The sequence below is a fragment of the Kitasatospora sp. NPDC058032 genome (assembly GCF_042885845.1).
Taxonomy (GTDB): Bacteria; Actinomycetota; Actinomycetes; order Streptomycetales; family Streptomycetaceae; genus Kitasatospora.
The window spans coordinates 32071-57620 of the sequence record NZ_JBHVRK010000006.1 but is presented as its reverse complement, the minus strand read 5'-3'; the positions used below and the strand labels follow the sequence as shown (position 1 = coordinate 57620).

22 protein-coding genes are annotated in these 25550 nt (G+C 75.4%); 13 read left to right on the top strand and 9 right to left on the bottom strand.

Annotated features, from left to right (window positions below; all coding sequences use genetic code 11):
• Window positions 1–63: 63 nt before the first annotated feature.
• From ACFVUH_RS12425 to ACFVUH_RS12415, 3 genes are all read right to left on the bottom strand, one after another.
• Window positions 64–534 (bottom strand): DUF6114 domain-containing protein, encoded by a 471-nt coding sequence (locus ACFVUH_RS12425; RefSeq protein WP_387913177.1) that lies wholly within the window; start codon window positions 532–534, stop codon window positions 64–66.
• An 86-nt stretch (window positions 535–620) separates the two neighbouring features.
• Window positions 621–1274, bottom strand: coding sequence for a DUF6230 family protein (locus ACFVUH_RS12420; RefSeq protein WP_387912854.1), 654 nt, complete (start codon window positions 1272–1274; stop codon window positions 621–623).
• A 232-nt stretch (window positions 1275–1506) separates the two neighbouring features.
• A complete protein-coding gene (locus tag ACFVUH_RS12415) occupies window positions 1507–2217 on the bottom strand; it encodes a TetR/AcrR family transcriptional regulator (RefSeq protein ID WP_387912852.1) in 711 nt (236 codons plus the stop codon).
• A gap of 476 nt (window positions 2218–2693) precedes the next feature.
• On the opposite strand from ACFVUH_RS12415, the gene ACFVUH_RS12410 reads away from it, so the two are divergent.
• From ACFVUH_RS12410 to ACFVUH_RS12395, 4 genes are all read left to right on the top strand, one after another.
• Window positions 2694–3389, top strand: coding sequence for a Tat pathway signal sequence domain protein (locus ACFVUH_RS12410; RefSeq protein ID WP_355375889.1), 696 nt, complete (start codon window positions 2694–2696; stop codon window positions 3387–3389).
• A 189-nt stretch (window positions 3390–3578) separates the two neighbouring features.
• On the top strand, window positions 3579–4451 hold the full coding sequence (locus ACFVUH_RS12405) for a MoxR family ATPase (protein WP_355375892.1): 873 nt from the start codon (window positions 3579–3581) through the stop codon (window positions 4449–4451).
• Complete coding sequence (locus ACFVUH_RS12400; RefSeq protein WP_387912850.1) at window positions 4448–5947, top strand: VWA domain-containing protein; 1500 nt, start codon at window positions 4448–4450, stop codon at window positions 5945–5947. The genes ACFVUH_RS12405 and ACFVUH_RS12400 overlap by 4 nt, the downstream gene beginning before the upstream one ends.
• A 50-nt stretch (window positions 5948–5997) precedes the next feature.
• A complete protein-coding gene (locus tag ACFVUH_RS12395; protein WP_387912848.1) occupies window positions 5998–6459 on the top strand; it encodes a hypothetical protein in 462 nt (153 codons plus the stop codon).
• A gap of 100 nt (window positions 6460–6559) precedes the next feature.
• Here the strand turns inward: ACFVUH_RS12395 and ACFVUH_RS12390 are convergent, their stop codons facing one another.
• The 3 genes from ACFVUH_RS12390 to ACFVUH_RS12380 form a co-directional block, all read right to left on the bottom strand.
• Complete coding sequence (locus tag ACFVUH_RS12390; protein WP_355375900.1) at window positions 6560–7555, bottom strand: alpha/beta hydrolase; 996 nt, start codon at window positions 7553–7555, stop codon at window positions 6560–6562.
• A gap of 96 nt (window positions 7556–7651) precedes the next feature.
• Window positions 7652–7870, bottom strand: a complete 219-nt coding sequence (locus ACFVUH_RS12385) for a hypothetical protein (protein ID WP_355375903.1) — start codon at window positions 7868–7870, stop codon at window positions 7652–7654.
• A gap of 2 nt (window positions 7871–7872) precedes the next feature.
• The gene (locus ACFVUH_RS12380) at window positions 7873–9189 is read right to left on the bottom strand and encodes an MFS transporter (protein ID WP_387912845.1); all 1317 of its coding nucleotides are present in this window, start codon (window positions 9187–9189) and stop codon (window positions 7873–7875) included.
• A 265-nt stretch (window positions 9190–9454) separates the two neighbouring features.
• Here ACFVUH_RS12380 and ACFVUH_RS12375 point away from each other — a divergent pair, with 265 nt between their 5' ends.
• The 9 genes from ACFVUH_RS12375 to ACFVUH_RS12335 all read left to right on the top strand — a co-directional run bounded on the left by ACFVUH_RS12375 (window position 9455) and on the right by ACFVUH_RS12335 (window position 21695).
• Window positions 9455–10975 carry a D-alanyl-D-alanine carboxypeptidase gene (locus tag ACFVUH_RS12375; protein WP_387912843.1) on the top strand — a complete coding sequence of 507 codons (1521 nt, stop codon included), beginning with the start codon at window positions 9455–9457 and terminating at the stop codon, window positions 10973–10975.
• A 33-nt stretch (window positions 10976–11008) separates the two neighbouring features.
• On the top strand, window positions 11009–11482 hold the full coding sequence (locus tag ACFVUH_RS12370) for a PPOX class F420-dependent oxidoreductase (RefSeq protein WP_387912842.1): 474 nt from the start codon (window positions 11009–11011) through the stop codon (window positions 11480–11482).
• A gap of 278 nt (window positions 11483–11760) precedes the next feature.
• Complete coding sequence (locus ACFVUH_RS12365; RefSeq protein ID WP_387912840.1) at window positions 11761–14058, top strand: lamin tail domain-containing protein; 2298 nt, start codon at window positions 11761–11763, stop codon at window positions 14056–14058.
• A gap of 201 nt (window positions 14059–14259) precedes the next feature.
• Window positions 14260–16347 (top strand): TerD family protein, encoded by a 2088-nt coding sequence (locus ACFVUH_RS12360; protein ID WP_387913176.1) that lies wholly within the window; start codon window positions 14260–14262, stop codon window positions 16345–16347.
• Between the two features lie 169 nt (window positions 16348–16516).
• Window positions 16517–16696, top strand: a complete 180-nt coding sequence (locus tag ACFVUH_RS12355; protein WP_355375918.1) for a hypothetical protein — start codon at window positions 16517–16519, stop codon at window positions 16694–16696.
• A gap of 83 nt (window positions 16697–16779) precedes the next feature.
• Window positions 16780–19077, top strand: coding sequence for a heavy metal translocating P-type ATPase (locus ACFVUH_RS12350; RefSeq protein WP_387913174.1), 2298 nt, complete (start codon window positions 16780–16782; stop codon window positions 19075–19077).
• Window positions 19074–19607 carry a copper chaperone PCu(A)C gene (locus ACFVUH_RS12345; protein WP_387912838.1) on the top strand — a complete coding sequence of 178 codons (534 nt, stop codon included), beginning with the start codon at window positions 19074–19076 and terminating at the stop codon, window positions 19605–19607. The genes ACFVUH_RS12350 and ACFVUH_RS12345 overlap by 4 nt, the downstream gene beginning before the upstream one ends.
• Before the next feature lie 297 nt (window positions 19608–19904).
• The gene (locus ACFVUH_RS12340) at window positions 19905–21152 is read left to right on the top strand and encodes a hypothetical protein (protein WP_387912836.1); all 1248 of its coding nucleotides are present in this window, start codon (window positions 19905–19907) and stop codon (window positions 21150–21152) included.
• A gap of 102 nt (window positions 21153–21254) precedes the next feature.
• Window positions 21255–21695 (top strand): hypothetical protein, encoded by a 441-nt coding sequence (locus ACFVUH_RS12335; protein WP_387912835.1) that lies wholly within the window; start codon window positions 21255–21257, stop codon window positions 21693–21695.
• 108 nt (window positions 21696–21803) lie between these two features.
• Here ACFVUH_RS12335 and ACFVUH_RS12330 read toward each other — a convergent pair whose 3' ends face one another.
• The 3 genes from ACFVUH_RS12330 to ACFVUH_RS12320 all read right to left on the bottom strand — a co-directional run bounded on the left by ACFVUH_RS12330 (window position 21804) and on the right by ACFVUH_RS12320 (window position 25110).
• A complete protein-coding gene (locus tag ACFVUH_RS12330; RefSeq protein WP_355371772.1) occupies window positions 21804–22586 on the bottom strand; it encodes a VOC family protein in 783 nt (260 codons plus the stop codon).
• 169 nt (window positions 22587–22755) lie between these two features.
• Window positions 22756–23787 (bottom strand): Acg family FMN-binding oxidoreductase, encoded by a 1032-nt coding sequence (locus ACFVUH_RS12325; protein WP_387912833.1) that lies wholly within the window; start codon window positions 23785–23787, stop codon window positions 22756–22758.
• Window positions 23788–24237: 450 nt separating this feature from the next.
• Window positions 24238–25110 carry a universal stress protein gene (locus ACFVUH_RS12320; protein WP_387912831.1) on the bottom strand — a complete coding sequence of 291 codons (873 nt, stop codon included), beginning with the start codon at window positions 25108–25110 and terminating at the stop codon, window positions 24238–24240.
• Window positions 25111–25550 lie beyond the last annotated feature (440 nt).

Below are 25550 nucleotides of genomic sequence, written 5' to 3'. Positions count from 1 at the left end.
GGGAGCGGGCCGGTCGCGGCGGCGCCGGACGCGGGGTCTGCGTCGGCGCCGGCCGCGACCGCCTCAGACGCCGGCCGGGTCGGCGGCCTTCCTGCCGCCCTGGCCCCGGCGCAGCAGGCGGCGGCGCGGGGGCTGGTCGGGGAGCCAGCCGAAGGTGAGGCAGCTGCCGATCACGCCGCAGAGCATGCCGATCAGGAAGCCCCCCAGGTTGGAGGTGAGCCAGCTGCCGAGCGACGCCAGCACGGCGAGGACCGAGTAGAACAGCCGCTGGGCCGGGTTGAACAGGACCAGCAGACCGCAGAGGACCATCACCGTCGGGACGAGGTAGCCGGACAGCCCCTGGAGCCCGATGTGCAGGACGACGGGCAGCGGGGCGCGCAGGGTGAAGAGGATCTCCGCGCCGCCGAACAGGATCAGCACTCCGCCCCAGAACGGCCGCCGGCCCCGCCAGCCGCGCCAGGCGGGGCGGGTCCGGGCGACGGTGGCCGGCCCGGCCTGGGCCTGGACGCCGGCCCGGGCCGGCGGCTCGGGCACGGGCGTCGACTCGGGCACGGCCTCGGGCACGGGGACGACCTCGGGCACGGCCTCGGGCTCGGGCGTCGGCTCGGGTTCGGCCACCGTCAGCAGCCCTCGGAACTGAAGCTCAGCCGCAGGTTGGGCAGTTTGAAGGCACCGGCGGTGGTGGCGTAGTTGTGCTGCCGCAGGTTCTTGATCTTGACGGTGTCGGCCTGCTGCCCGAAGACGCCGGGCAGGCCCCTGACACCGGCCTTGGTGAAGGTGCTCGCGTCGCCGCCGATCTCGATGTTGGTGAACTCGGCGTCACCGGTGAGCAGGTCGGAATCGGTGGTGAGGTCGGTGGCGGTCACCGGCGTCCCGGCGTCGCCGGCCTTGATCAGCAGGTTGATGCCGCCGAGTTCGACGCTCTGGCAGAGCTTGGTGAGCGAGGCCTCCTTGATCGCGGAGACCGCGACCAGCACCTGCCCGCCGGTGTCCCCGGCGTTGGGGCTGTTCTCGATCATGCGGTCCAGGCTGCCGAACTGCTCGAATCCCTTGCCGTCCAGACTGTCGGCGGTGACGGTGAACGCCATGCCGGAGATCTCGAACTGCGCGGCGAGCACGCCCTGCGCGGTCAGGGTCATCAGCACGGCGCCGGCCGCGACGGCCGGCACGGCCATCAGCGCGGTGCGCTTCAGCCGGACCCGGCCCCTGCGCTGCGCGGGCGCCGCCGCGGTGGTGCTCTCGGTGGTCGGGGCTGCGTCCTCGGACGTGGCCATGTGTGCTCCCTCGGGTGGTGGGGACGGGCAGTCACTGGCACGTTGCCCTGGCGCGGACAGCGTTCTGCGGCACGACCGGGAGGGACCGCCCCTCGGCAGCGGGGCGGACCGGTCGGGCCGCAAGGGGTAACTGGGAAGCTACTGCCCGGTATTGAGGAGGTCAATACGGGTGCACGAAGGATCATCGTCCGCTTCTCCCGTGCGGCGGCCCGCCCTCCCCGAGAGGCAGACCCTACGGCGTGACCTCCAGCTCCAGGCGGCGCGCGGCCTCGGCCGGCCCGAGGAAGGAGGCCAGGCAGAACAGGCTCAAGGTCGGTAGCAGGTCCGGGAGTTCGGCGGTGCGACCGGCACCGATGCGGCGCTGCAGGGCGCAGTAGACGCCGCCCACCACCGCGTCGACCATCGCCTCCGCCGCCACCCCGGCCGGGAGTTCGGGCACCTCGGCGAAGAACGCCCGGAACCGGGTGAGGAGTTGATCGCGCTCCCGGCGCCCGGCCGGGCCGACCGCGTCCAGCTCGATCACCGCCATGGTCGCGAAGGCCGGCACCCCGGCCAGCAGCCCGAGCATCGCCCGCAGCGAGTCACGGATCCCGGTGCACCAGTCCGGCGCCGCCGCGAAGGCCGCCGCCATCCGCCGGATCACCACCCCGGTGCCGTAGCGGTGGGCGGCCAGGAAGGCGTCCTCCTTGCCGGTGAACAGCTCGTAGAAGACCGGCCTGGTCACCCCGGCCGCGCGGCAGATGTCGCTGACCGTGGCGCGCTGGTAGCCGTGCTGCGCCACGGTGAGCACCAGGCCGTCGAGCAGCCGCTCGCGCTGGGTCGCGGCGACCACCCCCGGTGGCAGCCGGCTCGGGCCGCGTTTGATCGACCGGGCCGGGTCGCGACCGGTGCGAGCGCCGGGCAGCAGGGCGGTTTCGGCGTTCCGACGGGTTTCCGGTCTCATCCGCCAACTCCTGTGCTTCTTCTTGACACTGACGCGACGTCCGGTTTACAACACTGGCGGGTTTCCAATTCGCGGCGGACGCCGCCGGAAGCCCGCACGCGTTCCGACTGCTCAGTATGGCGAACGCATGCCCGGCGGTGGCAGCCGCCGACGTGCACCCCGCACCGAACGCACCTTCCCGCCCCACCCCCGCTCCGTCTCCGCACCATCCCGCCGTACTCAGCCGTACTCGACCGCGGCCGGCCCCGGCCGGCCGTGAGCGGTCGATCCGGGCCGTGCCGTACCCGCCGCACAGCGTCGTGCCGCCGGTACCGCCGCCCGTACGGGCGGGCCCGTGGCGCCGGGCCCGCCGAGTCGCCGTCCGCGGCGCCCCACCCCGCACCACCCCGTCGCGGTCACGCCGCGGCCGACACCGCCGCGCGCACCCCCGCCGACCGCACGGCCCCCACCCGACTCGCCCGGAGAGGCACACCCTCATGCGCATCCGCCGTACCCTCGGAACCGCAGCCCTCGCCGCCGCCGCGATGCTGGCCGCCGGCACCGTCGCCCCCGCCCAGGCCGCCGACGCCCCGGCCGCCGCCCCCGTCGCCGTGCTCACCCACACCGCGCTCGCCGGACCGAACGTCTCCGTCGGCGATGTGCTGACCGCCGACCTGGTGAGCGGCACCACCGCCAACTTCTTCTCCAGCGCCACCGGAACGAGCGGCATCAAGTGCGCCACCTCCTCGTTCTCCGCGACCGTCCTCAGCAACCCCGCCGCCCCGGGCACGGCCACCGAGTCCCTCAACACCCAGACCTTCAGCAACTGCACCGCGAACGTGGTCGGCGTGACCGGGGTGAAGAGCATCACCGTCAACAACCTCGCCTACACCAACTCGGTCAGCGACGCCACGGGCTACCCGGTCTGGCTCAACACGGGCTCCGGCGGCGGACCGGTGCAGACGACCGTGGTGCTCAACACCGTCCTCGGCCCCATCACCTGCGTCTACCAGAGCGCCTCCGGCCTCACCGGCAGCACCAACAACGTCGGCCAGACCATCAGCTTCGTCAGCCAGCCGCTGCCGAAGTCCTCCGGCCCGAGCACCTGCTTCGCGACCGGCTACTTCACCTCGACCTACGGCCCGGTCCGCGACATCTCGGTGCCCGGGAGCCCGGCCGTCTTCGTCAACTGACGCCCCCGCGGCGCCGGTGACCGCGCCCGGCCGGCGGCCCCGTGCCGCCGACCGGGCGCCACGCGTGCCCGGCCGGACCCCGCCGTACCGCGCCGTGCGCCGCCGCGTCCGAGGATGCCCGGGACAGCGAAGTGACCCACCGGTAGGGTGCTGCCCACGGACACCGGACGACGGGGATGTGGGGCACGCATGGGCGCCGAGGGCACGCGGTTCTTCGAGTCGGTGGCCGATACGGCCGCCCGGCTGGCCGAGGCGGGCTACCTCGCCTCCACCGAGGTGGCGACCGCCGTCTTCCTCGCCGACCGGCTCGGCAAGCCGCTGCTCGTCGAGGGACCGGCCGGCGTCGGCAAGACCGAGCTGGCCAAGGCCGTCGCCGCCACCGGCCGCGCCCGGCTGGTCCGGCTCCAGTGCTACGAGGGCATCGACGAGGCCCGCGCCCTCTACGAGTGGAACCACGCCAAGCAGTTGCTGCGGATCACCGCCGGGCGCGACGAGGGCTGGGACGCGGCCCGCACCGACATCTTCGGCGAGGAGTTCCTGCTCACCCGGCCGCTGCTGACCGCCATCCGCGGCGACGAGCCGACCGTGCTGCTCATCGACGAGATGGACAAGGCCGACGTCGAGGTCGAGGCCCTGCTGCTCGAGGTGCTCGGCGACTTCCAGGTCACCGTGCCCGAGCTGGGCACCATCACGGCGAGCCGCCGCCCGTTCGTCCTGCTCACCTCCAATGCCACCCGGGAGCTCTCCGAGGCACTGCGCCGTCGCTGCCTGTTCCTCCACCTCGGCTACCCGGAGGCGGAGTTGGAGCGCCGGATCGTCCGGCAGCGGGTCCCCGGCCTGGACGCGGCGCTGGCCGAGTCGCTGGTCCGGGTGGTCGGCGCGCTGCGGGCGATGGAGCTGCGCAAGGCCCCCTCGGTGGCCGAGACGGTCGACTGGGCCCGCACCCTGCTGGCCCTCGGCGCCGACACCCTCGACGAGACGGTCGTGCGCGCCACCCTCGGGGTGGTGCTCAAGCACCAGGACGACGTGCTGAAGGCCGCGCAGAAGCTCACCCTCGCATGACCGTCCCCGCGCAGGCCGGCGACGGCGCCGCGGCGGCCCCCGGCGCCCCGACCGCCGACCTCGCCGCCCGGCTGACCGGCTTCGTGCGTGCGCTGCGCACCCACGGCCTGCGGATCGGGCCCGCCGAGACGGTCGACGCCGCCGCCGTCCTGGACGTCCTCGGCCTCGCCGACCGTGAGCAGGTCAGGGCCGGGCTTGCCGCCGCCCTGCTCCGCTCGGACGGGCAGCGCGCGGTCTTCGACGCCGCCTTCGACCTCTTCTTCCCGCTCGGCGTCGGCGATCCGGAGGCCGTCCGCCGGGCCGCCGACCCGGCCCTGGCCGACCCGACGGCCCCGGACCCGACGGCCCCGGACGCCGCGGCCCCGGACCCCGCCGCGCTGCGCGAGGACCTCAGGGAGCGGCTCGCGGTCGCCCTCGCCGCCGACGACCGGGCCGCCCAGGCCCGGCTGGCGGGCGAGGCGGTGGCCGCGTTCGGCCGGTACGGCACCGCCGGCGGTTCCGGCCGGCCCGGCAGTGACGGCTGGTCGGCCCACCAGACCCTCGGCCGGCTCGCCCCCGAGACCCTGCTGGCCAGGGTGCTGGCAGCGCTGCGCGCGGGTGCCGGCGGCACCGACGGTCTCGACGACCACCTCCTCCCGGACGAGATCCGCCGCCGCGTCCAGGACTTCCGCGCCATGGTCGCCACCGAGGCCCGACGGCGGGCGGCCGAGGTGCGCGGCACCGAGCACATCGCCGAACGCGCCGTCGCGCCCAGCCTCGACCGGATCGACTTCCTCGCGGCCGGCCGCGACCAGCTCGCCGAACTCCGGCGCACCGTGCACCCGTTGGCCCGGAAGCTGGCCACCCGGCTGGCCGCGCGCCGACGCCGGGCCGCACGCGGGCACATCGACCTGCGCCGCACCCTGCGCCGCTCGCTGTCCACCGGCGGTGTCCCGCTGCGCCCGGCCCACCGGCTGCGCCGCCCGGCCCGGCCCGAGCTCGTCCTGCTCTGCGACGTGTCCGGCTCGGTGGCGGGCTTCTCCGACTTCACCCTGCTGCTGGTCCAGGCGATGCGCGACCAGTTCAGCAGGATCCGGGTGTTCGCCTTCGTCAACCGCACCGCCGAGGTGACGGACCTGCTCACCCGCGGTGGCGGCGACCCGGCCGCCCTGGCCCGGCGGATCCTCACCGAGGCCAAGGTGACGGGCTACCACGGCAACAGCGACTACGGCTCGGCGCTGCGCGAGTTCGCCGACCGGCACCTGGACGCCGTGGGCCCGCGGACCAGCGTGCTGATCCTCGGCGACGCCCGCAACAACCACCGGGATCCCGACCTGCCCGCCCTCGGGCTCATCGCCGCCCGCGCCCACCGGGTCCACTGGCTCAATCCGGAACAGCCCGCACTCTGGGGCACCGGCGACTCGGCCGCCCCCGCCTACGCCGGGGTCGTCGAGATGCACTGCTGCCGCAACGCCCGCCGGCTGGGCGAGTTCATCGCCCGCCTCCTCCCGGTCTGAGCGCCCGCGTGCCGACCGCAGCCGTCACCGCATTCGACGAGGGAGCCGCCATGGCACCGGACGAAGTTCCCGACTGGTTCTGGGCGGCCCTGGAAGCGACCCGGCCGCGGCTGTCCGCTCTGGAATCGTGGCTGGAGTCCCGGCCCCGGGAGGTCCTCGAAGCCTTCGCGCTCGCGTTCGAGGCCGCCGCGGACGCGCTGGCCGACTTCTCGGACGGCGTGCGGGTCGACGGGTTCGGCTGGTCCGAGGACGACACCGAGGACCTGTGCCTGTGGATCGTCGGGCAGGGCCGCGGGTTCTGGGAGTCGGTGCTCGCCGGGGAACGGTCGCTGGAGGAGGCCGCGCAGCTGTACCTGGGCCGTGTTCCGCCGTCCGCCGGGCAGGTCGTGCCGTGGGACGAGGAGGTCACGAACCCGGAGCACCGGGGCTACCAGTCCCCCGGCACCATCGTCCACGGCGTCTACCGCACCCGATTCTCCGAGGTGCTCGACGAACGGCCGGCGAGCGGCTGAGGAAGCCCCCGGCCCGCCCGGACGGGACAGACGGGGGGTGAGCGGGATGGACGGGGTGGGCGGGGACCGCGAGGACCGGCCCCCGGCCACCGGGTGGGCCTCAGCCGTCCAGGTGCCGCAGGAAGTCCAGCAGCGCGGCGGTGACCTCGGCCGGGCTCTCCTGCTGCGTCCAGTGCCCGACCCCCGGGAGGGTCACGTGCCGGTGCAGCTTGGGCGCCAGGTGCTGCAGCAGCAGGTCCATCGCCTCCTCCGGGATCTGGGAGGTGACCATGTCCCGGTCCCCCTTCACATAGAGGGCGGGGACCTCCACGGGCAGACCGGCGAGCCCGGCGAGCAGCTCGTTGTTCCGGTCGATGTTGCGGTACCAGTTGAGGCCGCCGGTGAAGGCCCGCTCGCCGTGCTCGGCGTAGTCGGCGACGAAGGCCTCGACGTCCGCCTCGGACAGCCAGTCGGGCAGCTTCTCCGGCTCGACGAGACCGTCCAGCAGGGTCTGGCCCTCGCCGACCACCCAGGCCTGCGAGCCCTCGCCGCGCGGGCGGTCGCCCGAGCCGGTGTGGAACAGCCGGCGGAAGGTCGCGTGCGGGTCCCGGAGGAGTTCGGCGTCGGCGACGCCGGGGCGCTGGAAGTAGACCTGGTAGAAGCCCTCGCCGAACCGCTCCCTGGCCTGCTCCAGCGGCGGCGGGCCGAGGGTCGGCAGCGGCGGGACGCTGAGCCCCGCCACGCCGCGCACCAGGTCGGGACGGAGGGTCGCGGTGGTCCAGGCGACCGGGGCGCCCCAGTCGTGGCCGACCAGCACCGCCCGCTCCTCGCCGAGCGCGCGGATCAGCGCGGTGACGTCGCCGACCAGGTGCAGCAGGGTGTACGCGTCGACCCGCTCGGGCTGCTCGCTGCGGGCGTAGCCGCGCTGGTCGACGGCGACCACCCGGTAGCCGGCCTCGGCGAGCGGCGCGAACTGGTGCCGCCAGGCGTACCAGCTCTCCGGGAAGCCGTGCAGCAGCAGGACCAGCGGCCCCTCCCCCTGCTCGGCGACGTGCAGCCGGACGCCGTTCGCCTCGACGTGACGGTGCGCGATCCGTCCGTATGCCTGTTTGGTCATGCCGGCCTCCTTGTCGACGACTCGTCAACCCGTCGAACGGACCACGCCCGACCGTTCGTTCCCTCCCCGGTCCGCCGGGGCCACGCGGGCCGGGGCTCAGTCGCGGCCGTCGCCCAGGCGGTCCAGCAGGGCGGTGCCGAGGGCGAGCAGAACACCAAGACCGATCATCACAAAGTAACCCTCTGTCTGGTGGTCGGCGGGAACCAGGAAGCGGACGAAGCCGAACACCCGCAGGCCCCACAGGTGGTCGGCCAGCAGGCCGCTGATCCCGCCGACGACCAGGACGAAGCTCACGAAGCCGAGGAAGTTCTTCATGGTCACGACGTTAGGGAGCCGGGTCCGGGGGCGGGATCCGACTTTCGGCGCGACCGGGCTCCACCAAAGTCGCGCGTGCGGAGCGCGGGCACGGCGGCGAGCGCCGGGGCGGCGGCGAGGGCGAAGCAGAGCGGCAGCGGCAGGTGGCCGACCAGCAGGCCCACGGTCGCGCCGCCGGTGGCCGACCCGGCGTTGACGGCGGTGTTCACCCAGGCACCGGCGCGGGTGCGGGCGTCGGGGGCGACCGCCTCGTCCGCCACCAGGTAGGAGGTGGTGAGGGCGGGCGAGACGAAGAGCCCGGCGAGCGCGACGGCCGCGCCGAGCAGCAGCAGGTTGGGCGCGAGCCCGGCGGCGGCCAGCGCCACGCCGAGACCGGCCGTGAACAGCGGCAGCCGGACGGCGTTCGGCAGCGGACGGTCCAGCGCGCCGAGCCCGAGGCCGCCGACCGCACTGCCCACCGAGAGCGCGGCCAGCACCCAGCCCACCGCCTCCGGCCGCCCCTGCTGCTCGGCGAAGGCGACCACCATGAGGTCCAGCGCGCCCAGCGCCAGCCCGGTCACGGCCGCCGCGAGCACCGCGCTGCGCAGCGCCCGACCGCCGCCGAGCCGCCCGGCGCGCCGCCCTCGCCCGCCGCCGGTCGCCCCGTCCGCACCGGCCTGCCGCTCCTCCCGATCGCCGCCCCGGGGGTGCGGCGCCGCGAGCGGCGAGGCGACCAGCAGCAGGGCTCCGGTGAGCAGCAGGGCGGCGCCCGCGACGACGGCGCCGGCGGGGCCGACCAGCGGCAGCAGCAGGCCGACCAGCAGCGGTCCGCTGACGAAGAGCAGTTCCTCGGCGACCCCGTCGAGGCTGTAGGCGCGCCGGAGCAGGTCCGGGTCGGGCAGCAGCCGGCGCCAGAGCGTGCGCATCACCGGGCCGAGCGGCGGGGTGCAGGCCCCCGCGGCGACGACCAGCGCCGCGAGCGCCGCCGGTGCGGTGCCGGGCCGCGCGGTGGCGGCGGCCACGGCGAGCAGCAGCGCGCTGTACAGCACAGCCATCGGCGGCAGCGCCCGCCGGGGGCCGTGGCGGTCGACCAGTGCGGCCCTGACCGGGGAGAGGAGGACGCTGGCGAGGCCGAACAGGGCCATCGCCGCGCCCGCGGCGGAGTAGGAGCCGGTGGCGTCGCGGACGGCGAGCAGCAGGGCGAGCGGGACCACGCCGTAGGACAGGCGGCCGAGCAGCGCCGCGCCGAAGGTGCGGCCGGCGTGCGGGGCGCGGAGCACGGCGCGGTAGCCGGGGCGCGCGGAGCGGGCGCGCGAAGGCGCGGAGGCGGAGGAGGGCATGGGAACGTTCCTCGGTGAGAACCGGGCGGCGGGCGGGGAACGCCCGGCGGCGCGCCGGAGGTGTGCGGGGACACCGGAGGACCGCGCCGACGGCGGTGCGGTCGGGGCGCGGTCGCGACGGGGCCGGCTACACACAGGGAACGAACATGGCCCGTACCGTACCAGCCCGGTCCGAGGGAGCGGGGCCCGAGGACCGGCCGGCGGGCGGGGCCCGGACGGAGCAGCGGGCCGGGCGGGGCGGCGGTCGCCCGGGTACGTTCGCCGTGTGCAGCAGAGGCCACCCCACGTCAGCAGGCGCACCCGGGCCGGGAGACCGGCGGCGGCCGGCGCGGTCGCGGCACTGCTCCTCGCGGCCGGTGCGCCCGCCGCCGCCACGCCTGCCCCCTCCCCCGCTCCTTCCCCCGCCCCCGCCCCCGCTCCCGCGGGCGTTCCCCGAGCGGCGCAGGACGCGGCGTCGGTGATCGGCGGCGAGCGGCTGGGGCGCCCGACCGTCCAGCTGGCGCCCCGCCCCGGGGCTCCGGAGCTGCCCGCCGGGCTGACCGGACGCTCCTGGCTGGTCGCCGACGCCGCGACCGGCGAGGTGCTGGCGGCCCGCGACGCACACCTCCCGCTGCCGCCCGCCAGCACGCTCAAGATGCTGTTCGCGGACACCGTGATGCCCAAGTTCGACCGCTCCCTGGAGCACCGGGTGACCTCGGCCGAGCTGGCCGGGGTGGGGTCCGGCAGCAGCCTGGTCGGGATCAAGGAGAACCTGTCCTACCGGGTCGAGGACCTCTGGCGCGGGGTCTTCCTCGCCTCCGGCAACGACGCCGTGCACGTCCTCTCGCACATGAACGGCGGGCTGGCGCGCACGGTCACGCAGATGCAGGAGCGGGCGACCGCCCTGCAGGCCCGGGACACCAGGGTGGTCTCCCCGGACGGCTACGACCAGGACGGCCAGGTCTCCTCGGCGTACGACCTGACGCTGTTCGCCCGGGCCGGGCTGCGCAACCCGGACTTCCGCGGCTACTGCGCGACCCGCACCGCGTTGTTCCCCGGCGGGCTCGACCTGACGACCGGGCAGCGGACCGCCTTCGACATCGCCAACACCGACCGGCTGCTGGGCAAGTACCCCGGGCTGATCGGGGTGAAGAACGGTTACACCACCAACGCGGGCGCCACCTTCACCGGCGCGGCCGAACGCGGCGGCCGGACGCTGCTGGTGACCGTGATGCACCCGGAGCAGCAGTCCAAGGTGTACGACGAGGCGGCGGCGCTGCTGGACTGGGGCTTCGCGGCGGCCGGGAAGGTCGAACCGGTCGGCACCCTGGTGGACGAGGAGCAGGAGGCCGGCGGGTCCGCCCCGGCCGTGGCGACCGAGGAGCCGGCCATCGCGGTGCTGCCGCAGGCCGTCCGGGCGGCCGATCACGCGCTGGGCCCGGCGGGGTGGACGGCGGCGGTCCTCTGCGGGGCGCTGGCGCTCTGGGCGGCGGCCCGGATCCGCGTCCGCCGGCGGCCGCACGCGCGGACCGCCGGGGCCGTCCGGCCCCCGGTGCCGCTCGGTGCTCCCGTCGTGCCCCCGCGGCCGCCGTACGCCCCGCATGTCGCCGCCGCCCCGTACGGCACCGCAGCCCGGTACGGCACCGCCCCCCGGCGCGGCGCCGCCGGCCGGCTCGGTGCCACCGCGGTGGGCGGGTCCACGGCGGTGGGCGCCGGGGGCCGCCGCCGGCCGGCCCGCCGCGCCCGGATCCTGGCCCGCTCCGCCCGGACCCGGCTCGCCTCGGGCACCTCCCGACGGCCATCGTGAGCAGGCCCCGGTCCGCGCCCTAGAATGCCCGGCATGAGCGCCGCCACCCCCCACCCCGACCCGCACCGGCAGAAGCGGCTCGAACGCCTCGTCAGCCTCTCCGCCGGCAGCTATCTGCTGGTCACCACCTTCAAGAAGGACGGCACCGCGGTGCCGACGCCGGTGTGGGTGGTGCGCGACGGCGAGGCGCTCGGCATCTGGACCGTCGCCGACTCCTGGAAGGTCAAGCGGATCCGCAACCGCCCGGACGTCCTGGTCGGGCCCTGCGACGTGCGCGGCAATCCGACCGGCGATTCCGTCCCGGCCACCGCCGAGATCCTCGGGCCCGAGCGCACCGCCGCCTACCGGACGCTGCTGCGGCAGAAGTACGGCCTGGTGGGTGTTGTCACCCTGTTCGGCAGCCGGCTGCGGCGCGGCGATCGCGGCACCGTCGGCATCCGGCTCACCCTCACCGACGACCGGCCCGCCGAGGACCGACCCACCGACGACCGGCCCACCGAAGGCTGATCCGCCGACGGCTGACGGCCGCGGGGCCGTCCGCACCCGTCACTCCTGGCACACTCACCGCACTCGCCCCGTCCGGTACATGTCAGCCAAAACGTTCTTCCGTTGTACGCCTGGCCGTCCGCCAGAGCGCGCGGTATGGCAACGGTGACGCTGCTACAACACACAGCGCCCCACCAACAACCGTTCGCGCGTCAGGAGGACGCCCCATGCGGCGAACCGATCGAGTCCGGCTCCGTGCACTGGCGGTGGCATCGGCCGCCGCCGTCGTGGGAGCACTCATGGCCCTGCCGGCCGGCACCGCGAACGCGGTGTCGCCGGACATCGTGATCAGCCAGGTGTACGGCGGTGGCGGCAACTCCGGTGCCCCGTACGCCAATGACTTCATCGAGCTGTACAACCGCGGCACCGCGCCGGTCCCGGTCACCGGCTGGACCGTCCAGTACGCCTCGGCCGCCGGCTCGTCCTGGGCGAAGACCACGCTGTCGGGCACCATCGCCCCCGGCAAGTACTACCTGGTGCAGGAGGCGGCCGGCGCCGGGACCGGGGCCGCGCTGCCGGCACCCGACGCCACCGGCACGATCGCCATGGGCGCCAACGCCGGCAAGGTCGCGCTGGTCACCAACTCCACCGCGCTGACCTGTTCCACCGGCTGCGCCACCCAGGCCGGGGTGAAGGACTTCGTCGGCTACGGCACGACCGCGAGCTCGGCCGAGGGCTCGCCGACCGGCAACCTCGCCAACGCCACCGCCGCGCTGCGGGCGGGCGGCGGCACCACCGACACCGACAACAACGCGGCCGACTTCGCCGTCACCGCGCCCACCCCGCGCAACTCCTCCTCCACCGGCGGCGGGACGGGCGGCGGCGCCCGCATCCACGACATCCAGGGCGCCGCCCGCACCTCCCCGCTGGCCGGCCAGGCGGTCAGCGCCGTCCCCGGTGTCGTCACGGCGGTCGGCCCGAGCGGCTACTGGTTCCAGGACCCGCAGCCCGACGCCGACCCGGCCACCAGCGAGGCGGTCTACGTCTACACCGCGGGCGCGCCCGGCGTGGCCGTCGGCGACTCGGTCAAGGTCGGCGGCACGGTGAGCGAGTACCGCCCGGGCGGCACCGGCGGCACCACCAACGTCACCGTCACCGAGCTCACCGCGCCCACCACCAGCGTGCTCGCGCACAACGTCGCGCTGCCCGCCGCCACCGTGGTCGGCGCGGGCGGCCGGATCCCGCCCGCGTCGGTGATCTCCAGCGTCACCACGGGCGACGTCGAGACCGCCGGCGGCTTCCAGCCGACCACCGACGGCCTGGACTTCTGGGAGTCCCTGGAGGGCATGCGGGTCCAGCTGAACGACGCCGCCGTGGTCGGCCCGACCAGCTCCTTCGGCGAGATCCCGGTCGTCCCGCAGGGCTCGGCCACCCGCACCAACCGCGGCGGCATCCTGCTGCAGGCCACCGACGGCAACCCCGAGCGGGTGCTGCTGGACGACGTGCTCGCCCCGACGCCGGCCGCCAACGTGGGCGACACCCTCTCCGGCGCCACCGTCGGCGTGCTCGACTACTCCTTCGGCAACTTCAAGCTGCTGGTCACCGCGACCCCGACGGTCGCCTCCGGCGGTCTGACGGCCGAGACCACCGCCGCCCCGGCCGCCGGCGAGCTCGCCACGGCGACCTTCAACGTCGAGAACCTCGCGCCGAGCGACCCGCAGAGCAAGTTCGACGGCCTCGCCGCGGCCGTCGTCAACAACCTCCGCTCGCCCGACCTGGTCGCCCTGGAGGAGATCCAGGACAACTCCGGCGCGACCGACGACGGCGTGGTCGCCGCCGACCAGACCGTGGCCAAGCTGGTCGCCGCGATCAGCGCGGCCGGCGGCCCGGCCTACTCGTACCGTCAGATCAACCCGGTGAACGACCAGGACGGCGGCCAGCCCGGCGGCAACATCCGCCAGGTCTTCCTCTACCGCACCGACCGCGGCCTGAGCTTCACCGACCGCCCCGGCGCCGGCTCCACCACGGCCGACTCGGTCGTCAACAACGCCGGTACGCCCGCCCTCGCCTACTCCCCCGGCCGGATCGACCCGACCAACTCGGCGTTCAACTCCAGCCGCAAGCCGCTCGCGGGCGAGTTCCGCTGGAACGGCCGCCCGGTCTTCGTGATCGCCAACCACTTCAACTCCAAGGGCGGCGACCAGCCCCTCTTCGGCCGCTACCAGCAGCCGTCGCGCCCCTCCGAGACCCAGCGGCACGCGCAGGCCACCGTGGTGAAGTCGTTCACCGACCAGATCCTCGCGGTCGACCCGAACGCCGCGGTCATCGTCCTCGGCGACCTCAACGACTTCGAGTTCTCCCAGACCGCCGACCTGCTCACCGCGGGCGGCTCGCTGGTCGACCTCCCCCGCACCCTCCCCCTCGCCGAGCGCTACACCTACGTCTACGAGGGCAACTCCCAGGTGCTGGACCACATCCTCATCTCGCCCGCCCTCGCGGCGAAGGCGTACAGCTACGACATCGTGCACCTCAACAGCGAGTTCGCCACCCAGCTGAGCGACCACGACCCGCAGGTCGTCCGCATCCCGCTGCTGTAGCGCCTCCCCCGGTTCCACCGATCCGCTGCCCCGGCGTCACCTCCCCGACGCCGGGGCAGCGCCGTACCCCGAGGCCGGAACGGTCCGATTGCTTGCGTACAATCTCATCGCAATCCGATCACACCATCAGGTCACCACACATCGCGGCTGCGCCGACGCCGACGGCACGGCCCGTTCCTCTGGGGGACATTCGTGCAGGAAATGGTCAAGGGCGCCAACGTCGGACTCGCGACGCTGAGCGAGAGCACCGACGCCGTCACGGTGATCCTGGGGTGGAGCAGCCCCGGGGGCGACGGGGACGCGGACGTCTCGGTGCTCCTCCTGACCGCCGACGGCAAGGTCCGGGGCAACGCCGACTTCTTCTTCTACAACAGCCCCACCGCCGAGGACGGCAGCGTCGAGCTGCTCGGCCAGAGCCCGACCGAGACCGGTACCGAGGACCGCATCCAGCTGGACCTCACCGCCGTGCCCGCCGACATCGAGCGCCTGGTGATCGCCGCGAGCCGGCCCAACCGCGCGCCCTTCGGTCAACTGGACGACCTCCGGCTCGAACTGGCCGACCTCGGCGGCGAGCGGCTGCTCGGCTTCTCCATCACCGACGCCGACACGGAGAGCGCCTTCGTCTTCGGCGAGATCTACCGCCGCCACCAGGAGTGGAAGTTCCGCGCCGTCGGCCAGGGCTACGACACCGGACTCGCCGGGCTGGCCACCGACTTCGGCATCGAGATCGAGGACGACGAGACCGAGGACGTCGAGAACGCGGACGTCGAGGCGGAGGCCGCGGAGGCGGAAGCCGGCGGGACCGAGGACGCCGGGACCGGGACCCCCGGGAACGGGAGCGACGACGGCCGGGCCGACGAGGACCGGGCCGCCCCGATGACCAAGCCGCCGCTGGACACCCCGGCCCCCGCGCCCGCCCCCGCACCCGAAACCGGGCCCGCCCCGGCCGCCGAGGAGGCCCCCGCCTCCGCCCCCAAGCGCCTGCGCACGGCCAAGAAGAAGGTCACCCTCCCCAAGGCCGCCAGGCCCTCGCTCGCCGAGAACGACACCTGGCGCACCGCCCGGCTCTTCCCGGCCACCTCGCTGAAGAGCGACCGCGAGCGCGAGGTCCGCGCCACCTCCGTCCTGCTCTCCGTGATGGCCCAGGTGCCGGAGTTCGGCCGTCGCCTCACCGCCGCGTTCGGCGCCCCCGCCGGCCGCACCGAGACCTTCACCGAGGTCTCGCTCCCGCACGGGGAGACGCCGAAGCGGCCCGACGGCGTGATCCGCGTCGAGCGCGCCGGGCGGCTCTGGACGGCGCTCGTCGAGAGCAAGACCAACGGCAACCCGCTGAAGACCGAGCAGGTCCAGGACTACATGGACATCGCCGCCCGGCGCGGCTACGAGGCCGTCATCACCGTCTCCAACGACGTGGCCCTCGACGGGAGCCCGCTCGTCCAGGTCAAGATCGACGGCCGGCGCAAGCACAAGGTGCTGCTCGGCCACCTCTCCTGGGCCGAGGTCGCCTACCAGGCGAAGATACTGATCCGGCACGAGGGCGTGGGAAACCCCGCGCACGCCTGGCTGCTCCAGGAGCTGCTGCACTACCTGCAGCACGAGAACTCGGGCTGCCACGGCTTCCAGAACATGGGCCCGGCCTGGGTCCCGGTCCGCAAGGCCATCGACGAGGAGACCCTCACCGCCGGGGACGAGCGCGCCACCCAGGTGGTGGAGAGCTGGGAGCGGCTGATCCGCCAGGTCTGCTTCCAGCTCGGCGGCGAACTCGGCGTCAAGGTGCTGCCCGTCCAGCGGGCCCGGCGCGGCGAGGACGCCGGGGCGCGGCGGGCCGCGCTGGCCGACCGGCTCCGCGAGGACGGCCGGCTGAACGCGGAGATCCGGGTCGACGGTGCCGCCGGCACCATCGCCATCGCGGCCGACCTGCGGGTCGGCAAGCTGCGGACCTCGACCGAGATCCCGGCCCCCGAGCAGGGCTACCCGCTGAGCTGGGTCAAGCGGCTGGTCCGGCAGCTCGGCGAGGCCCCGGCCGACCTGCACGTCGAGACCCTCACCGACGGCGAGGCGGCCGGTCCCCGGGGCACCCTGGAGAAGCTGCGGCCCGAGCCGGGCGACCTGCTGCCGAAGGACTCCTCGCGGATCACCGGCTTCCGGCTCTCGCTGTCCAAGAGCATGGGGAGCACCCGGGGCAACGCCGAGAGCGGGTTCATCCGCAGTGTGGACGCCGCCGTCGAGCGGTTCCACTCGGGCGTCCTGGTCCACCTCGACCAGCGGGCCGGCCGGCGGGCGCAGTGAGCCGGTAGGCGGAGGACCTCGGCGGGCCGGGGCGGGTGCGGGAGACCGTGCCCGTCCCGGCCCTTGCCGTGTCCGCGACGGGCACGGGGTGGGGGTATGTGATTCGGGTCATACAGGGGTGTTCGGGAACTCCACGGGTCGGTGGGACGACTGGTGGGGGGTGAGTGGGATGTCGCCGGGTAGCCGGCCGTTGAGTGTGCTGGCGGGGTTCGCCCTGCTGCTGGTGGTGGTGTTCGTGGTGGCCTTCGCGGTGGGGCGCGGGGCCGGGCCGGTGACGCCCGGGCTGACGCCCGGCGGCGGAGGCGGCGCCAAACCCGGGATGGGCCACGACATGGGAGCGGGCCGGTGACGTCCGTGACGGAGAGCGCGGGGAGCGGGGCGGGCGGCGGGGACACCGGCGCCCTCGTGAGCACCGATCTGGCGGTCGGCGGGATGACCTGCGCCGCCTGTGTCAGCCGCGTGGAGAAGCGGCTGGCCCGGATCGAGGGCGTGACCGCCGGGGTGAACCTGGCCACCGGGCGGGCGCGGGTGCTGCACCCGGCCGCGGTGGGCCTGGACGAACTGGTCGCGGCGGTCGAACGGGCCGGGTACACGGCCGAGTCGGCCCCCGACGGGGTGCCGCCGTCCGGTCCGGAGGCGGAGGACGCCGGGGACCGGTGGCGGCTGCTGGTGACGGCCCTGCTGGCCGTACCGGTGGTGGTGCTGTCGATGGTGCCCTCGCTGCAGTTCCCGGCCTGGCAGTGGGTCTGCTTCGGGCTGGCGCTGCCGGTGGTGAGCTGGGGTTCCGCCCCGTTCCACCGCCGGGCCCTGCAGGGCCTGCGGCACGCCGCGGCGACCATGGACACCCTGGTGAGCCTCGGGGTGGTCGCCTCGTTCGGCTGGTCCGCGTACGCGCTGCTGTTCGGCGGGGCGGGCGAGATCGGCATGCGGATGCCGTTCTCGCTGACCGCGGACGGCGGCGGCACCGCGCACGTCTACCTGGAGGCGGCCGTCGGGGTGCCGCTGTTCGTACTGGCCGGGCGGCTGTTGGAGGGCCGGGTGCGGCGGCGCAGCGGTTCGGCGCTGCGGGCGCTGGCCGAGCTGGGCGCGAAGGAGGTCTGCGTCCGTGATCCGCGCAGCGGCGAGGAGCGGCTGCTGCCGATCGAACGGCTGCTGCCCGGGCAGGAGTTCGTGGTCCGGCCGGGCGAGCGGGTGGCCACCGACGGAGTGGTCGTGGAGGGCGGTTCGGCACTGGACCTGAGCCTGCTGACCGGCGAGTCGGTGCCGGTGGAGGTCGGGCCGGGCGACCAGGTCGCGGGCGCCACGGTGAACGTCGGCGGGGCGCTGGTGGTGCGGGCGACGGCGGTCGGCGCGGACACCCAACTGGCCCGGATCACCGCCCTGGTGGCGGACGCCCAGGCCGGCAAGGCACGGGCGCAGCGGCTCGCGGACACGGTCGCCGGGGTGTTCGTGCCCTGTGTGCTGACGGTGGCGGTCTGCGTGCTGGGCTTCTGGCTGGGCGCGGGCGCCGACCCGCAGGCGGCGGTGACGGCCGCGGTCGCCGTGCTGGTGGTGGCCTGCCCGTGCGCGTTGGGCCTGGCCACGCCGACCGCGCTGCTGGCGGCGACCGGGCGCGGCGCCGAGCTGGGCGTGCTGGTGCGCGGCCCGGAGGTGCTGGAGAGCCTGCGCCGGGTCGACACCGTGGTGCTGGACAAGACGGGCACGCTGACCACCGGCCGGATGGAGCTGGCGGCGGTGGCCGTGGCCGTCGGCGCGGGGGTCGACGAGGACCGGGTGCTGCGGCTCGCGGGAGCCGTCGAGCACCGCTCGGAGCACCCGATCGGGCGAGCCGTCGTGGGGGCGGCCCGGGCCCGGTGCGGCTCCGAGCCCCTCCCGGCGGTGGCCGGTTTCGCGGCCACCGCCGGAGTCGGGGTGTCCGGAGAGGTCGAGGGCCACCCTGTGCGGGTGGTCCGGCCGGACGACGCCGACGGGCCGCTGCCGGAGGAGCTGGAGCGGGCGCTGGCGGACGCCTCGGCGGCGGGCCGCACACCGGTGGTGGTCGAGCTGGACGGGCGGCCGGTGGCCGTCCTGGCGGTCGGCGACACGCTGCGCTCGGGCAGCTGGCGCGCGCTGCACCGGCTGCGCGGCATGGGCCTGGAGCCGGTGCTGCTGACCGGGGACGGGCCCGGCGCGGCGCGGGCGGTGGCGGCGGAGCTGGGCATCGAGCGGGTGCACGCCTCGGCCTCGCCGGAGCGCAAGGCCGAGGTGGTCGCGGAGCTGCGGGCCGCCGGGCGGACCACGGCGGTGGTCGGCGACGGTGTCAACGACGCCGTCGCGCTGGCCTCCGCGGACCTCGGGGTGGCGCTCGCCTCGGGCAGTGACGCGGCGATCGGCGCGGCCGGGCTGACGCTGGTGCGCGGGGACATCGAGGCGGTGGTGGACGCGGTCCGGCTGGCCCGGCGCACCCTGGCCACGATCCGGGTCAACCTGCTCTGGGCGTTCGGGTACAACGTGGTGCTGATCCCGCTGGCGGCGGTGGGGCTGCTGAACCCGATGCTGGCGGCGGTGGCGATGTCGCTGAGTTCACTGCTGGTGGTGGGCAACAGCCTGCGGCTGCGGACGTGGCGGCCCGGGCGGGGCGCCACGGACGGGCGCGGCGGCGGGGCGGGTGACGGCGGTCCCGGCGGCGGCCCGGCGGGCGCGGCGCGGCGGCCGGCCCGGGCGCGGCGTTCGGCGGGTGCGGCGTGGTGAGCGGGCGGACGTCGGAGCGGCTGCGGGCGGCGGGACGGTCGGGTGCGGCCGAGCGGCTGCGGGTGGTCGGGCCGCCGGTGGCCGCCGCCGCGGTGGCGCTCGCGCTGCTCTCGGGGTGGACGGCGATCGGCGGGGCCGGCACGGCCCGCCCGGTCGAGGTGGAGCCGGGCTGGCTGCTGCTGCCCTCGGCGGGCGGGGCACCGGCCACCGCCGCCTTCTTCACGGTCCGCAACCCCGGCGACATACCCGACGAACTCACTGCGGCAAGCTGGGAGTTCGGCGGCAAGGTGACGCTGAAGCGGCATCTGCACCAGGGCGCCTCGGGCCGCTGGGCGCCGGCCGCGACCCTGCCGGTGCCGGAGCGCGGAGAGCTGGCGATGTCCCCGGAGGACGCCGATCTGATGATCACCAATCCACCCCCGCTGAAGGTCGGGCAGTGGGTGGAGTTCACCCTCAGCTTCCGCAACAGCCCGCAGCTGCGGGTCAAGGCGGAGGTCCTGCCGCCCGGCGGGCGACGCGGCAGCGGCTGAGCCGCCCGCCGGGCCGGTGGCCCGGGCGGGGCGCCGGTCACTGCTCGACCGGCGCCCCGCCCGGAACCCGTCGCGACGGACCACCGGGGGGCCCTGACGGACTGTCGGCCGGGTCGGATAGTTTGTACCCGTCCTGAGGAAGGCGCCAGGGAACCGGCGCCCGAACCGAGGGTCCTGTGCCGTCCGCGCCACAGGTCTGCCGTCATGTCGTCGTGCCGTCATGCCGTCATGTCGTCGTCGGGCCGTACGCGGACGCACTGCCGTACCCGCCGCACACAGGAGCACCTCATCAACACCGTGATACGCCGGTCCGCCCGCACCACGCTGGTCGCGGCCGCCTGCAGCACCGTCCTCGCCACCGGGCTCGCCGCGTGCGGCACCGTGCAGCAGCTCAGCGCCGCCGACAAGGTGTCGACCGCCTTCGACAAGCTCGGCCGGAGCACGTCCTTCAGCGCCGAGCTGTCGGTCGACGCCACCGCCGACCAGATCGAGGCGTTCGGAGCGGCCACCGGCGAGAAGATCGACAAGGAGAGCGCCGCCGCGCTCGCCGCCGTCCGCCTGTCCGTCGCACTCAGCGCGGACAAGCCGCTGAAGGACATCCAGCCGTCCAAGGGCGCCAACGGCGACACGCCGGCGGCCGACAGGTCGCTCTCCTCCTCCGTCGCGCTCACCGGCAAGGGCGGCGCGTTGCTGTTCGAGCTGCGCCAGGTCGGCGACCGGGCCTTCGCCCGGGCGGACCTGGCCGGCTTCGCACGTCTCGTCGGCGAGGACCCCGCCGGGGCCGAGGAGCTGACCAAGGACCTGCCCGGCCCCCTCCAGGGCGCGCTGAAGGGCAAGTGGGTCGCCTTCGAGACGAAGGACCTCAAGCAGACCGGCGGCTCCGGCGGCGCGGGCGGGAACGGGGCCTCCCCCGCCCCGACGCTCGACCCCAAGGCCACCGAAGGCCTGACCGCCTCGCTGAAGGACATCCTCAACCACGACCTGTCCTTCGAGGACAAGGGGAAGCAGGACGGCAAGGAGCGGATCACCGTGACCGCCCCGGCCCGCAAGCTGACGGACGACCTGCTGAAGGCCTTCGAGCCGCTCACCAAGGACATCCCGAACCTGGGCAAGCTGCCGAAGACCGCCCCGAAGGACGTGCCGGACCGCAACCTGTCCCTGGACGTCCTCCTCGACGGGGGCGCGCTGTCCGCCGTGACCTTCGACCTCGCCCAGCTGGCCGAGAAGGCGGGCACCGGCACCCCGCTGCCGGTGCGGATCGCCTTCGGCAAGGACGCCCCGGCGGTCCAGGCGCCCGCCGACGCCGCCACGATCGGCTCGGAGGACCTCGCCGGCCTGCTCGGCGAGATCACCGGCGGTCTGACCGGCTCCGGCACGGCCGGCTCCGGCGGCGCCGGCTCGGGCGGCACGGCCGCGCCGCTCACCGACGCCCAGCTGAAGGAGCTGACCGCCGGCGGCGCCCTGACCGAGGAGCAGGTCCGGCTCTACAACAAGCTGGGCATGAGCTACCAGGACATCAAGGGCCTCGCCGCCATGGGTTCCTGACCCGCTTCCGGCTGAACCCGCCGACGCCGGGCGCCCGTGTCCTCAACGGAGGGGCCGCCCGGTCGGCGGGCGGCCCCGGTCAGGACCGACCGAGGAGTGTCCGTGAAGAAGATCAAGACGGCGGTGGCCGCCGCCGTTCTCGCCGGTGCCGCGCTGACGGCGGCCCCCGGTGCCGCGACCGCGGCGCACGCCGCGGCGGCGGTGGAGCCGATGCACTGCATCAGCCCGTCGTGGGGCGGGGAGTACCTCTGCGGCGGCGTGTACGGCTCGCCCGGCATCGTGGAGTACGCCTACCGGGACGGCCGCCGGCAGGTGTTCGTCATCGGCACCGACCACGCCGTGTGGACCCGGTCGAGCAGCGCGTCCGGCAAGAAGGGCGCCTGGACGTCCCTGGGCGGCAACCTGATCGGCGGCGTCGGCATCGTCGCCTCCGACACCGGCCTCGGCCGGTTCCAGATCGCCGCCACGGGCACCGACGGCCGCCTCTGGGCGCGGACCCACGCCCCGGACGGCAGCTGGAGCGCCTGGGCCCGGATCTCCTAGCACCGACGTGCTCCGGGTGGTCGCGGGGCCCTGCCGCGACCGCCCGGAGCACGCTGCTGCTGCGCCGTGGCGCCATCGGCGCCGGCCCTCCACGGGCCGCCGGACGGGCTACCCCGCGGCCTTGATCACCGCGAAGACGGCGCCCTGCGGGTCCTGGACGATGGCGATCCGGCCCGCGGCGTGGTCGAACGGCGGGACGAGCACGGTGCCCTTCGCCTTCACCAGCGCGTCCACCGTGCTGTCGGTGTCGTCCACCGCGAAGTAGGTGAGCCAGTGCGAGGGCACCCCGGGCGGAGCGCCCTCCAGGGTGGTCATGCCGCCGACCGGGCGGTCGCCGACGCTGAGCACGTAGTAGTCGTCCATGCCCTCCATCGGGGCGGAGCCGAGGCCCAGGGCCGGCTGGTAGAAGCGAGCGGCCCCGGGGATGTCCGAGGTGTGCAGTTCGTTCCAGGTCAGCGCGCCGGGCTCGTTGACCACCTGGGCGCCGTAGAAGTCGACGGGCTGCCAGACGCCGAAGACCGCGCCGGTCGGGTCCGCCGCCACCAGCATCCGGCCGACGGTCAGCACGTCCATCACCGGGAACATCACCGTGCCCCCGGCCGCCGTGATCGCGGCCTGGGTGGCGTCCGCGTCGGCACTGGCCAGGTAGGTGGTCCACACCGTGGGCGGGGTCGGGTCCCCCTCCTTCATCGGCTGGGCCGCCATGATCCCGGCCACCGCCTTGCCGTTCAGGGTGCACATCGCGTACCCGCCGGTCTCGGGCGGGCCGATCTCGCCCTGCCAGCCGAACAGGTCCTTGTAGAAGTCGATGGCGGCCTGCTGGTCAGGGGCCATCAGATCGACCCAGCACGGCGTACCGGGCTGGTAGTGCTCAGCGGTCACATCAGGCATCTGCGGTCTCTCCCGTGCGGTGCCGCCCCGGCTGCCCGGGGCGTGCGGTGGCCCCCAAGGACTCACCATCACCGCCCCGGGCGGAGCCCGCCACCCGAACGGTCCCCGGGCCGCGCACGGGCACCGCGAGGTCACGCAGCGTCACTCGCGTCGTGCTCTCCCCGGCTCCTCAGGGTCCGGCCGGTCCGGGGGGCGCCGACAGGTCCAGGACGTCCTCCAGCGGCCGGCGCGGAGTGGCGGCACCGGGCGGGCCGTAGCCCACCCGCAGCACCAACTGGACGTGACCGGGCCCCTCGGCGGGGTCACGCAGGCGCCAGCGCAGATCGGGCCACTCGACCGCCTGGTGCAGCACCGTCAGCCGCAGCCCGTGCACGGTCACCAGCAGCCAGACCCGCTCCAGCGCCTGACCGGTGCGCAGCCAGTCGGCCGGGCCGTCGCCGGTGGTCAGGAGCGTGCACAGCTGGGGCAGCGCCTCGAAGCGCTGGGACGGCTGCGGCGGGCCCTCGTGGAACGGCGGGCGCCCGGCGAACTCGCGCATCGGCACCCGGGCGTCGTGGTCCTGCGGCCCGAGCACGGCGTACGGCAGACCGTCGGAGGCCTCGCCCCCGTCCGGCCGCAGCCAGGAGCGGGTCTCGACCTGCCGGGCGGGGTCGTGGGCGATCCGGTCCTCGGCCTCGGTGGTCACCTCCAGGACCCGGCGCACACCCTCCTCCTCCAGCACCGCGAGCGCCACGCCCTCGTCCCGCGCGGCCGCGATCAGCTCCGCGGCGACCGCCTCGGGGACGTCGCGATTGGTGAACGGCCGGCGGCTGGAACGGCGCGCGGCGATCGCCGGGTAGAGGTCCCGTCCGAACGGGCCGGGCGCCGGGGGCAGGGGCGCGGCGGCGGGGCCCGCGAGGTCGAGGACGGCGAGCAGGTGCGGGTCGGCCGGGTCGGGGAGCAGCCGGACGGAGCCCTCCCGCCCCAACCGGGCCGCCGCGACCCGGAGGTTGAACAGGGCGGCGCCCGCCGCGATGTGCAGCGCGGCACCGTTGGCGTCCGCCAGCGGCACGGACCGGTCCGGGTCGGCGAGCACCTCCACCCCGCCCCCGTCCTGGGTCGGGCGGAACCGCCAGGGCTGGCTGTTGTGCAGCGAGGGCGCCGCACCGCCGGCGGCGGCGAGCAGCCGCAGGTCGGCCGGTGTGAGGGCTGACTGGGACATGGTGATCCTCTCCTTGCCTCGACGCCCGGCGCCGGTCCCCGCCCGGCACGGCCGCGACTCCCGGTACTCCTGGTACTCCCGAGGGTGCGCCGGGCCCGCGGCCGGCGACAGGGTCCAACGGCCCGGATGCCACGGGCGATCGGTCCCGCCCCCGCCGGGCGGCCTGGGCCGCCCCCGGCCCGTGTTGTGCGGCACCTCGGCCAGGCGGCGCGGCCACCCTCGGTGAGAAGCCGGTCCACGGCCGGTCCACGGCCGGTCCACCCGGCGCAGCCGTACCAGCGTGCGCGGGAGCATCACGAGCACGCCCCCGGTACGGCGGATCCCGGCCACCCGCCAGCCGGGCGGGCGCAGCCGGGGACGAGCGGGCGCGAGGGCCCGGCCGGCCGTGCGGGACGACCGCCACCACCACTCCGGGAGGCGTCACCGCACCCCCGACGCGGCGGGACCCGGTCAGTCGTGCGGGACGACCGCCACCGGGGCCTGGGCGTGGTGGAGGACGGCGTGGGCGATGCGGCCCAGGCGGGGGCCGAGGTCGTGCGGGCGGCGACGGCGGCCGACCACGACCAGGGCGGCGCCGGCGGAGTCCTCGACCAGGGTGCGGGCGGCGCCGAGGCGGACGTGCTCGACGACCTCGGTGTCGGGGTGGCGCTCGCGGTGGGCGGCGAGGGCCGCGGCCAGCGACTTCTCCTCCGCCGCCTGGAGCTGGGCCATCTCCACACCGGACGGCAGGAAGCCGACGACCGCGAAGGCGGGCGGCAGGTCCCAGCCGTGGACGGCGCGGATCCGGGCGCCGCGCAGGGCGGCCTCGTGGAAGGCGAAGTCGAGCACCGCGTCGTCGGGCGCGGTGGCGTCGACGCCGACCAGCACCTCCGGAACCTCCCGCTCGTCCGCCGGCCCGGCGCCCGCTTCCGTCGGCCGGACGACCACCACGGGCACGGCCGCGCGCCCGGCGACCGCCATGCTCACCGAGCCGACCAGCAGCCCGGTGAAGCCGCCCAGGCCGCGCGAGCCAAGCACCAGCAGACCGGCGTCCTCAGCGGCGGCGACCATGCCGTCCACGGCGGCGTCCAGCACCACATCGGTCCGGACGGTCAGGTCGGGGTACCGGCTCTGGACGTCCTCGGCGGCGGCGGCCAGCATCCGCTGGGCGGCGACCGGCAGCTCCTCGGGACCGGCGAAGGCGGCGCGGCCGTCGGTGAGCCACGGCCAGGCGTGCAGCAGCCGCAGCGGGACCCCGCGCCGCAGTGCCTCCTCGGCGGCCCAGTGGGCGGCGGCGGTGCTCTCGGGCGATCCGTCGACTCCGGCCAGGACTGCGGGCGTCATGGGAGGTTTCCTTCCGCTGCGGGTCCGCCGGTACGGGGCGGGCCTCGGGTGGCTGCCGGTGGGGGCGGCCGGTGTGCGCTGACGCGCCGTCGGCCCCTGACACCACCCTGGTCCCACGGCGCTCGGGCGGCCAGAGGCCGCAGGGCCCCTCGGGTGGGGGCCGTAGGTCCCGCGAACCGCCGAGTCGTCCGCGGGGGTGGCGCATCCGGCGTGCGAAGGGCGCGCGAGTGGCCGATTGCACCCTGTCCGGCGCGTTCATGACCGACCCCGGCGTTCCGCGCACATGCCTGCGGCACTAACGTGAATCCGACAATCCGACCGGTCGGACGACCGAGCTCGGGCCGGACCAGCAGCACGGAACCACTAGGAGGACGCCGGTGGGCGGCGCGGAGAACACGCGGGCGGACACCGACGGAGACCAGCGCGGACAGGCGGACGGC

Excerpts from the sequence above, each read along its gene's own strand:
- ACFVUH_RS12420 (WP_387912854.1), bottom strand. The coding sequence starts at position 1,274 with ATGGCCACGTCCGAGGACGCAGCCCCGACCACCGAGAGCACCACCGCG.
- ACFVUH_RS12415 (WP_387912852.1), bottom strand. The coding sequence starts at position 2,217 with ATGAGACCGGAAACCCGTCGGAACGCCGAAACCGCCCTGCTGCCCGGC.
- ACFVUH_RS12410 (WP_355375889.1), top strand. The coding sequence starts at position 2,694 with ATGCGCATCCGCCGTACCCTCGGAACCGCAGCCCTCGCCGCCGCCGCG.
- ACFVUH_RS12405 (WP_355375892.1), top strand. The coding sequence starts at position 3,579 with ATGGGCGCCGAGGGCACGCGGTTCTTCGAGTCGGTGGCCGATACGGCC.
- ACFVUH_RS12400 (WP_387912850.1), top strand. The coding sequence starts at position 4,448 with ATGACCGTCCCCGCGCAGGCCGGCGACGGCGCCGCGGCGGCCCCCGGC.
- ACFVUH_RS12395 (WP_387912848.1), top strand. The coding sequence starts at position 5,998 with ATGGCACCGGACGAAGTTCCCGACTGGTTCTGGGCGGCCCTGGAAGCG.
- ACFVUH_RS12390 (WP_355375900.1), bottom strand. The coding sequence starts at position 7,555 with ATGACCAAACAGGCATACGGACGGATCGCGCACCGTCACGTCGAGGCG.
- ACFVUH_RS12385 (WP_355375903.1), bottom strand. The coding sequence starts at position 7,870 with ATGAAGAACTTCCTCGGCTTCGTGAGCTTCGTCCTGGTCGTCGGCGGG.
- ACFVUH_RS12380 (WP_387912845.1), bottom strand. The coding sequence starts at position 9,189 with ATGCCCTCCTCCGCCTCCGCGCCTTCGCGCGCCCGCTCCGCGCGCCCC.
- ACFVUH_RS12370 (WP_387912842.1), top strand. The coding sequence starts at position 11,009 with ATGAGCGCCGCCACCCCCCACCCCGACCCGCACCGGCAGAAGCGGCTC.
- ACFVUH_RS12365 (WP_387912840.1), top strand. The coding sequence starts at position 11,761 with ATGGCCCTGCCGGCCGGCACCGCGAACGCGGTGTCGCCGGACATCGTG.
- ACFVUH_RS12360 (WP_387913176.1), top strand. The coding sequence starts at position 14,260 with ATGGTCAAGGGCGCCAACGTCGGACTCGCGACGCTGAGCGAGAGCACC.
- ACFVUH_RS12355 (WP_355375918.1), top strand. The coding sequence starts at position 16,517 with ATGTCGCCGGGTAGCCGGCCGTTGAGTGTGCTGGCGGGGTTCGCCCTG.
- ACFVUH_RS12350 (WP_387913174.1), top strand. The coding sequence starts at position 16,780 with ATGACCTGCGCCGCCTGTGTCAGCCGCGTGGAGAAGCGGCTGGCCCGG.
- ACFVUH_RS12330 (WP_355371772.1), bottom strand. The coding sequence starts at position 22,586 with ATGCCTGATGTGACCGCTGAGCACTACCAGCCCGGTACGCCGTGCTGG.
- ACFVUH_RS12325 (WP_387912833.1), bottom strand. The coding sequence starts at position 23,787 with ATGTCCCAGTCAGCCCTCACACCGGCCGACCTGCGGCTGCTCGCCGCC.
- ACFVUH_RS12320 (WP_387912831.1), bottom strand. The coding sequence starts at position 25,110 with ATGACGCCCGCAGTCCTGGCCGGAGTCGACGGATCGCCCGAGAGCACC.